The following is a 2,735-nucleotide window of genomic DNA, read 5'->3' on the forward strand; positions in this document are numbered from 1 at the left end:
TCGTCAGGTACAGCGGCACCAGCAGCACGATCCCGGGGATGAACAGCGTCGCCAGCACCAGCGCGTTGAGGATGGGCGCGTAGGTCGGGCGCAGCACCGAGAGCGCATAGCCCGCCGTCGTCGCGATGAACAGCTGCACGAACCAGGCCCCGAGCGCGATGATCACCGTGTTGAGGAAGTACTGGTCGATGTGGATGTCGTTCCACGCGGTCGAGAGGTTCTCCCAGTCCATGCCGTTCGGCCACAGCGCGAACGGCTGCTGCAGGGTGTCCTGCGTCGGCGTGATCGCCGACTTCGCGAGCCACAGGATGGGACCGAGTCCGGCGACGACCAGCCCGACGGCGAGGAACACGTGCGTGAGCGTCATCCCGATGCGGATGCCGGGGCGCCGACGTTCGGAGTCGGAGATGACGGTGCGATCGCCCGCACTGTCAGCGGCCTTCTCCGCGGCCCTCTCTGCGGCGCGGGTCGAGAGGCGGGTGGTGAGGCTCACGTCGTGCTCCAACGGTCGGTCAGCTTGAAGTACAGCCAGGAGAGGAGGGCGAGGATGATCGCCAGCAGCACTGAGACAGCCGTGGCCTCGCCGTAGTCGCCGCCCAGGCTGTTCCGGAAGGCCTTGTCGTAGATGTACAACAGCACGGTCTTGGTCGCTCCCGCGGGGCCACCGCCGGTGAACAGGAACGGCTCGAGGAAGACCTGAGCGGTCGCGATCACCTGCAGGATCAGCATGATGAAGAGGATGCCGCGCAGTTGCGGCAGCGTGACGTGCCAGACCTTCTTCCAGACGCCGGCACCGTCGACCTCGGCCGCGTCGTAGAGCTCCGGTGGCACACCCAGGAGCGCCGCGAGGTAGATGATGATCGATCCGCCGGCTCCGGCCCAGGTGGCTTCCAGCACGAGCGAGGGCATGGCCTGCACCGCGTCCTGGATCCACGGCTGCGGCGGAATGCCCACGAACCCGAGCACGGTGTTGAACACACCGGACGGATCGGCGCTGTAGAAGAACTTCCACAGCAGCACGGCCACGACCGGCGGGATGACGACCGGGAGATAGGCGAGCGCGGAATAGATGCCCTTGCCGCGGCGCACCTCGCTCATGAGTACGGCCATCAGCAGGGGCAGCGGGAACCCGAAGAGCAGAGCGAGCACGGCGAACCACAGCGTGTTGACCACAGCGCGGCCGAGTTCGGGGTCACCGATCACCGCGAGGTAGTTGTCGAACCCGACCCACTCGGAGACGATCAGGTTGGTCTTCTGCAGGCTCATGACCACCGACTGCACGATCGGCGACCACGAGAAGAACACGAACACGAACAGCATCGGGAGCACGAACAGGAGGTTCGCGAGCCCGCCGCCGCGGAACCAGGTGAGGGGTGAGCGGCGGCGGGAGCGGCGCACAGCGGGCGGCGGAGAATCCTCCACCGCCGCCCGCTGCTCGGGGAGCGTCATCGTCATGAAGGGTTACTCGTCGAGCTTCGCCTGCGCATCGCTCTGCGCCTGGGCAAGGAGAGCGTCGATGTCGGCGTTCTGGTCGGTCAGGACCTTCTGCACCACGGTGTCGAGCAGGGCGTAGACCTCCTGCGTCTTGACCTTCGGCTCCCCCACCGGCGTCTGATCCCAGATGCGGTCGCTGAACGGCGCCATCTGGTCTACCGGCACGTTGATGTAGTCGGCGATCCACTCCTGCGACTCGTCGTACAGCTCGCGGCTGAGCACCGGCAGCAGCGGAGTGCCGACGGCCTGGCCCGACTCGTTCAGGGTCTTCGCGTCGAGCACCGCGGCGTCCTTGTCCATGAGCTTCTGCATGTAGTACCAGTCGATCCAGGTCACTGCGGCTTCCTTGGTCGCGTCGTCGACCGTGGGGCTGATCACCGCGATGTCACCGCCGCCGAGCGTGCCGGGGTCGTCGCCTTCCATGGGCACGACGGTCATGCCGTAGATGTCCGAGTCCATGCCGAAGTCGCGCACGAGAGCGGTGTAGATGTCGGAGCCGGAGGTGTACATGCCGATGTTGCCCGCGGCGAACTCCTGGTTGATGGTCCCCCAGTCGAGGTCGACCTTCGAGCCGAAGGCGTTGTCCTCCCACTTCACGTCGTGCAGGAACTGGAGGGAGGCCTTGGTCGCGTCGTTGTCGATCATCGACTCGGCGGTGCCGTCCCCGTTGTCGGTCTGCGTGCGACCACCGCGGGCCACGGTCTGCGACGTGAGCTGCCATCCACCGGTGTTGTTGATGGCCATCTGCGCATAGCCGGCCTTGCCGGTGGCGTCCGTGATCTTCTTGGCGGCCTCGCGGATCTCGTCCCACGTCTCCGGAGGGCTGTCGGGGTCGAGCCCCGCCTGCTCGAACAGGTCGCGGTTGTAGTGCAGTGCTGCGGCGTACGCCTGCCGCGGGAAGCCGTAGATCTTGCCGTCGGCGCCGGTGACCCCGTCGAGGATGATGGGGTTGAACTTGTCCGTGTAGCCGAGCTCTTCGATCGCGTCGGTCACATCCATCAGCTGCCCGTTCTCGAGCAGGGTCTTGGAGTCGGTGAACGGCACGGTGAAGACGTCGGGCAGGCTTCCCCCGGCGAGCTGCACGGCGAACGTGGGGCCTTCCCATTCGTACTCGACACCGATGATGTCGATATCGGGGTGTTCCTTCTCGAACTGCTTCTCCTGCGCGGCGAACGCATCGTACGCGGCCGCATCCGCCCCGGGCGGGAACGTCGCGACGCGCAGCTCGAGGCGTCCGTCGG

2 protein-coding genes and 1 pseudogene are annotated in these 2,735 nt (G+C 66.4%); all 3 read right to left on the reverse strand.

Annotation, left to right across the window (positions count from 1 at the left end; translation table 11 throughout):
• Positions 1-493, reverse strand: a pseudogene (locus tag DSP71_RS23280) (carbohydrate ABC transporter permease); the annotation flags it as partial.
• A complete protein-coding gene (locus DSP71_RS06920; protein WP_171010978.1) occupies positions 490-1,455 on the reverse strand; it encodes a carbohydrate ABC transporter permease in 966 nt (321 codons plus the stop codon). The pseudogene DSP71_RS23280 and the gene DSP71_RS06920, both read right to left, overlap by 4 nt.
• A gap of 6 nt (positions 1,456-1,461) precedes the next feature.
• Positions 1,462-2,735 (reverse strand): extracellular solute-binding protein (locus tag DSP71_RS06925; protein ID WP_113680713.1); only part of this gene is annotated, 1,274 nt, incomplete at its 5' end.

The organism is Microbacterium sp. H6, assembly GCF_003314775.1.
Lineage (GTDB): Bacteria > Actinomycetota > Actinomycetes > Actinomycetales > Microbacteriaceae > Microbacterium > Microbacterium oxydans.

Excerpts from the sequence above, each read along its gene's own strand:
- DSP71_RS06920 (WP_171010978.1), bottom strand. The coding sequence starts at position 1,455 with ATGACGATGACGCTCCCCGAGCAGCGGGCGGCGGTGGAGGATTCTCCG.